Raw genomic sequence first — 5,499 nt, 5'->3', positions numbered from 1 at the left:
GAAAGGGTATGGGCTGCCGGGGGGGGTTTTTGTGTTTTTGGGGGGGTTGGGGCGCGGCGGGGCCGGGCGGGCGACCCCGTCACGTGGGGCCGCCGGACCGCCGGGCGGGTCAGCGCCGCTGCTTGGTCGCGCGCGCGGAGTCGGTGCACAGCGCGCCCACGTCCACGCTCTGCCCCCGGTCGACGAACACGTCCGTCACCCCGACGAGCCTGCCGCGCTTGTCGGCGCAGGTGACCGTGTACGCCTCCTTCACGCCGTAGGTCGGCGGCACCGGCGAGGCGAACTCGACCTTCCCCGCCGTCCAGTCGTCCGGGTTCGCCGGATCGGCCTGCGAGTAGTTCACCAGCACCGCCCGGTACTCGCCCGCGGGCGGGTCGACCAGGGTGGCGCGCTCGGAGTTCGTGCCGCCCGCCGCCGACTGCGCGACGGTCTCACCCGCGGCGTTCAGCACGAACAGGTCCCAGTCGGTCGCGGCGGACCCCCACGACACCGACACGTCGAACCGCCCGTTGTCCGCCGAGGGCAGGCCGCTCACGGTGAACGGGATGACCTCGGCCGTCCCGTCGCCGGGGAACGAGGGGTTCTCGGCGGGCACGCCGGGCGGGTTGACCAGCGTGATCGCGGACTGCGGCGGCGCCTGCGGCTCGCGGCCGTAGCGACCGGCGACGTACGGGCGTGTGGACGGGTTGACCGACCAGGAGAACCGGCCGCCGGGCGCGGTGCGCCTCGACTCCAGGGTCTCGGTCACCATGATCGGCGGGGTGGTGGTCCCGTCCGGCTGGCGCACCGGCGAGGTCGGCGTCTGGAAGGTCTTGCGCGCCTTCAGCTCGTAGCCCTTCGGCGCGGTCCCGGTCAGCGTGCCGTGCGCGGCCGGGTCGGCGGCGTTGGCCAGCATGTCCAGGAACGCGGCCCGGTTGCCGCCCTTGCCCGCGCCTGCGGCCGGCGCGGTGCCCAGGTACTCGGCGACGACGGCGTTCTCGTACGCCGGGTGGAAGCCCTCCGGGTTGATCTCGAAGGTGAACCCGAAACCGCCGGTGGTCCAGTAGGACCAGTCGTCGGTGGTGCCGGTGGTGTCGTACAGGCCCCAGGACGGGATGCTCTCGTAACCGTTGCGGGAGGCCATCTTGTCGCCCAGCGCCTTGACGACGGGCTCCTCCAGCGGCGCGCGCACGTCGGCCACGCCCGGCGGGCGCAGGACGAGGTTGCCGTAGGTGTGCAGGGTGATCAGGTTGGTGACGGCGCGCTCGGAGACGAGCTTGCGGATGTTGCGGGTCTCCGGCTCGGAGAACGGCGCGGAACCACGGTAGGTCTCGCCGCTCCACGACGTGCTCGCGCCCGCGCCGCCCCAGAAGCCCGCGTAGTTCCGGTTCGGGTCGGTGCCCCGCGCGCTGCCGCCGGGATTCGCCTTGCACACACCGGTTCCCAGCGCGGGCGGGGAGTCCGAGGCGCGGCAGTTCTTCCGCTTCATCTCGTAGTCGAACCGGGAGAAGTCGCCCTTGGGCTCGGCCTCGCGGGAGATGGAGAAGCCGTCCACGTTGACGATCGGGACGATCACGTTGCGGGTCTGGGAGACCAGGGACTTGAGCGACTTGTCCCGGTACCCCTTGACCAGCTCGTAGGCCCACTCGGTCGCGTGCTCGGCGGCGGGCCACTCGCGCGCGTGGTGCACGCCCATGACGGTGTTGACCGGCTTGCCGTCGTGGGTGTCCTCCACGTTCTCGGCGATCTCGACGGCGACCACGTCCCGGCCCTCGACGGACGGCTCGGCCAGCGTGAACGCCTTGACCAGCTTCGGGTTCGCGCGGGCGAGCTCCTTGAGCTCGTGGTCGTGCTCGTAGAGGTGGCGGTAGGAGGTGCGGCCGGACGGCAGGCCCGTGGACGCGCGGGACGCGGCGTACTCGCGGTCGCGCGCCGCGTGCTCGCGGGAGGTCCGGGACAGGTCGGCGTCGACGGTGGAGTAGGTCAACCCGCTGTCGCGCAGCACCTTCCGGTCCGCGTCACCGGCCAGCACCACCTCGACGCCGGTCGCGTCGCCCTTCTCGGTGAGGTCCAGGTCGAGACCGAGGAGGGCGGTCTTGTCCTTCTGCTCCGGGGTGTTCACGCGCACGACCTCGGCGCGCTCGGTTCCGGTGGGCGTGCCCTGCGGGGTGAGGGCGAGGAAGTCCACGCCCAGCACGGCGGACTTGGCCGGACCGGCGTAGCGGCAGCCCTGGACCACGAGCACCTGGCCCTTGGTCACGAAGCTCTCGGCCAGCTCGCGGCTGCGCAGGGCGGAGGAGGCCGCGACCACGGCCCCGGTGGCCTTGTCGAAGACGGCGAGGTCCCAGTCACCCTCGGCGCCGGTCCCAGGGGACAGGCGGGCCTGGACCAGGCCGTCGACGCCGGAGGTGACCTCGCGGCGGTCGACGCCGGGGGTCCTGGCGGGGAGCGGGGAGTCGAAGCACGCCCTGGTCACGGCCCGGTCGGCGCGCAGGACGCGGTCCTGGGCGGTCGCGGCGGGTGCGGTGAGCGCGGACAGCGCCAGGCCGGTCACACCCAGCGCCAGGCCCGCTCGCAGGAGGGCCGGGGCGGATCTCGATCTCATGCGGGGCTCCGTTTCGTCGAGCGCACAGGCGATCGACGCTAGGGGGCGGGCGGGGGTGGCGGCCATACCCGGAAGTTGGTGTCGCTGCGGCATTCCGGTGATTGCGCCGGGTGGGGTGAACGCCGTGTTCCGGAACTGCTTCGGCTGCGAGAACGCGGTGGCGAAGATCGTTCTCCGCTGCCCCTCCGGTACCGCCCGACCCGCACGGGCACGGCGTCACGTCGGCGGAACGGGGATGCCCGTGGCGAACGAGCGCGAGGACTTCGTGGCGGCGCTGCCGCTGCTCGCCGTGCTGGCGCGTTGGTGAAAGCACAGGTCAGGGGCTTCTGGGCGGGGTGGTGGCCACCCCGACCGGTTTTGCTGTCAATCGACGTTATAACGTCTTCCACCGTGGAAACCACGGGTGCTGGGCCCAGCGGTGGGGCCATCGACACGCCGCAGCACCGGGCCCTCGGGTCCGGGAGTCGGGTGGCCATCCTCGGGCTCGTGCGGGCTGCCGGGGGTGGGCTCACCGCCGCCGAGGTCGCGGCTGCCACGGGGCAGCACCTGTCGACCACGCGCGCCCACCTGGAACGGCTCGTCGGCGCCGGCCTGGTGGTCAAGGCGCGAGCCGGCGGCGGGCAGCCAGGGCGTCCCGCCTGGCGGTACCGCGCCGCCGCCGACGACCCGGCGCCCGCCCCCTACCGGACGCTCGCGGCGGTGCTGCTGGGGCAGCTCCGGAAGGACGCGGACGGGGCGGCCGTCGCCGCTGAGCGGGTGGGGCGGGAGTGGGGGCGGCAGCTCGCCGGGGAGTCCGGCGCCCGCGGGGCCGTGGAGACGGTCGGCTCGGTGTTCGACGGGCTCGGGTTCAGCCCGGTGGTGCACGGGGAAGCGGGTGGGGTGGTTGACCTGCACCTGAGGACCTGCCCGTTCCTGGAACTCGTCGACCAGGCGCCCGACGCGATGTGCGCGCTGCACGCCGGTGTGGTGCGCGGGGTGCTGGACGAGCGCGGGGCCGACGGGGACGCGGCTGTGCTGGAGCCCTTCGGGGCGCCTCGGGCCTGCGTGGTGCGGCTTCCCCGTGACGGGGAGTGGTGATGGGGGTCGGGCTGCGGGTTCCGGTGCTGGTGGGGGCCGCGCTCGCGCTGCTCGGCGGGCTCTGCGCGGCCCTGCTGCTGTCCGGGGCCGGGGGGCTGGTGCTGCTCGGGATCTACCGGGGGTTGTGGAGGCGCGGCGGGTCCGTCGCGGTGCTCGGCTTCCCCGGCTGCGCCGCCGCGCTCTCGACCGCCGCCAGCAGGAAGCGGGTCACGGCATGATCCCCCTCTCCCCGCAGCCCGGACGGGTCGCGATCCCGGTCACGCCGGTCACGCCGACCGGGCGGGCGAACTGGCACTGGCGGGTCGGGTTCGTCCCCGCGCTCTACCTGGCCGCGCTCGTCGTGCTCTCGTTCGCGCACGCGTTCCTCGCCTCCTGGTACTGGCTGGCCGTGCACCTGCTCGCGCTCGGCGCGGCCACCAACGCGATCCTGGTGTGGAGCGCGCACTTCACGTCGGCGGTGCTGCGGGTCCCCGCGCTGCCGCACCGGCGGGGCGAGTCGATCCGGCTGGTCGTGCTCAACGCCGGGGTGGTCCTGGTGCTGGTCGGCGGCACCACCGACTGGCCGTGGACCGGGGTCGTCGGCGCGGGGGCGGTGTTCGCCGCCGCGGCCTGGCACCTGTGCTGGCTGGTGGCCCGGTTGCGCGCCGCGCTGCCCGCCCGGTTCGCGGTCACCGCGCACTACTACGTCGCCGCCTGCTGCGCGCTGCTCACCGGCATCCCGGTGGGCGCCTGGATGCTGGTCGTCGACGACGCCGCGCGCGACCGGCTGATCCTGTTCCACGCGCACGTGAACGTGCTCGGCTGGGTCGCGCTGACCATCGTCGGGACGCTGTTCACCTTGTGGCCCACGGTCTTGCGCACCCGGCTCGACGACGGCGCGCCCGCCGCCGCCCGCTCCGCGCTGCCCACGGCGGTGACCGGGGTGGTGCTGCTGGGGATCGGCGCGCTGGCCTGGTGGCCGGTGCTCGCGGCGGCCGGGCTCGGGGTGTTCGGGGCCGCCGTGGTGATCACCGCGGTCCCCGGTCTGCGCACCGCCTGGCGGAAACCGCCGCGGTCCTTCGCCGCGTGGTCGATCGCGGCCGGGATCGGGTGGCTGCTCGTGGCGCTCGGCGTCGACGCGGTCGTGGTGCTGTCGGCGGCCGACGCGCACGAGGCGGTGGGCGGGTTCGGCGACGTGCTGACGCCGCTGCTGGTCGGCGCGGTGGCGCAGATCCTGCTGGGGGCCTTGGCCTACCTCATGCCGGTGGTGCTCGGCGGCGGACCGGGTGCGGTGCGCGAGCGCGGCGAGCTGTTCGACCGGCACTGGGCCCAGCGGGTGGCCATGGGCAACACCGCGCTGGTCGTGTTCGTGCGGCCCACCGGGCCGCACGTGCGGATCGCGGTGTCGCTGCTGCTGGTCGTCGCGCTGCTCCAGTTCCTGCTGCCCGCTGCCCGCGTGCTGCTCAAGCGGAGGTGAAAGCCTTGTCCGAGAAGAACGACCGACCGCTGGGCGGGGTCGCGGCGGGGGTGGCGCTGGTGCTCGTGGCGGTGCTCGCCGGGATCGCGGCGCAGCGCGTCGCGGACGGCGGGCCGGCCACGACCGAGGTCGCCGCCGCCGTGACGCCCACCGGGAACACCACGACGGTCCAGGTGAGCGTCGTCGAGATGCGGTACCGGCCCTCGGTGATCAGCGTGCCCGCCGGGGACCGGCTCGTCATCGAGCTGACCAACTCCGACCAGCGGCGGCACGACCTGGTGCTGGCCACCGGGCAGAGGACCGGGCCGGTCGGCGCGGGCGCCGCGGTGACCCTGGACGCCGGGGTGATCGGCGGGGCGGTGGACGGGTGGTGCTCGCTGCC

6 protein-coding genes are annotated in these 5,499 nt (G+C 74.4%); 5 read left to right on the top strand and 1 reads right to left on the bottom strand.

The window, feature by feature from the left end; all coding sequences use genetic code 11:
• Positions 1 to 109: 109 nt before the first annotated feature.
• Entirely contained in the window at positions 110 to 2,584 is a 2,475-nt protein-coding gene (locus ACTUAL_RS26475) for a M14 family zinc carboxypeptidase (RefSeq protein WP_440902149.1), read from the bottom strand.
• A gap of 124 nt (positions 2,585 to 2,708) precedes the next feature.
• Here ACTUAL_RS26475 and ACTUAL_RS26470 point away from each other — a divergent pair, with 124 nt between their 5' ends.
• From ACTUAL_RS26470 to ACTUAL_RS26450, 5 genes are all read left to right on the top strand, one after another.
• Complete coding sequence (locus ACTUAL_RS26470; protein ID WP_440902148.1) at positions 2,709 to 2,891, top strand: hypothetical protein; 183 nt, start codon at positions 2,709 to 2,711, stop codon at positions 2,889 to 2,891.
• An 83-nt stretch (positions 2,892 to 2,974) separates the two neighbouring features.
• On the top strand, positions 2,975 to 3,661 hold the full coding sequence (locus ACTUAL_RS26465) for a helix-turn-helix transcriptional regulator (protein WP_440902147.1): 687 nt from the start codon (positions 2,975 to 2,977) through the stop codon (positions 3,659 to 3,661).
• Positions 3,661 to 3,879: a hypothetical protein gene (locus ACTUAL_RS26460; RefSeq protein WP_440902146.1), complete on the top strand. Its 219-nt coding sequence runs from the start codon at positions 3,661 to 3,663 to the stop codon at positions 3,877 to 3,879. Before ACTUAL_RS26465 ends, ACTUAL_RS26460 begins: the two co-directional genes overlap by 1 nt.
• Positions 3,876 to 5,117, top strand: coding sequence for a hypothetical protein (locus ACTUAL_RS26455; protein WP_440902145.1), 1,242 nt, complete (start codon positions 3,876 to 3,878; stop codon positions 5,115 to 5,117). Before ACTUAL_RS26460 ends, ACTUAL_RS26455 begins: the two co-directional genes overlap by 4 nt.
• Positions 5,114 to 5,499, top strand: a 386-nt coding sequence (locus ACTUAL_RS26450; RefSeq protein WP_440902144.1) for a cupredoxin domain-containing protein, incomplete at its 3' end; no start/stop codon positions are given. The genes ACTUAL_RS26455 and ACTUAL_RS26450, both read left to right, overlap by 4 nt.

The sequence above is a fragment of the Actinosynnema sp. genome, assembly GCF_052038725.1.
The sequence above is the reverse complement of the archived record's forward strand: the minus strand, read 5'-3'. Positions and strand labels throughout refer to the sequence as shown.

Coding starts and splice junctions, on each gene's coding strand:
- ACTUAL_RS26475 (WP_440902149.1), bottom strand. CDS start 2,584: ATGAGATCGAGATCCGCCCCGGCCCTCCTGCGAGCGGGCCTGGCGCTG.
- ACTUAL_RS26460 (WP_440902146.1), top strand. CDS start 3,661: ATGGGGGTCGGGCTGCGGGTTCCGGTGCTGGTGGGGGCCGCGCTCGCG.
- ACTUAL_RS26455 (WP_440902145.1), top strand. CDS start 3,876: ATGATCCCCCTCTCCCCGCAGCCCGGACGGGTCGCGATCCCGGTCACG.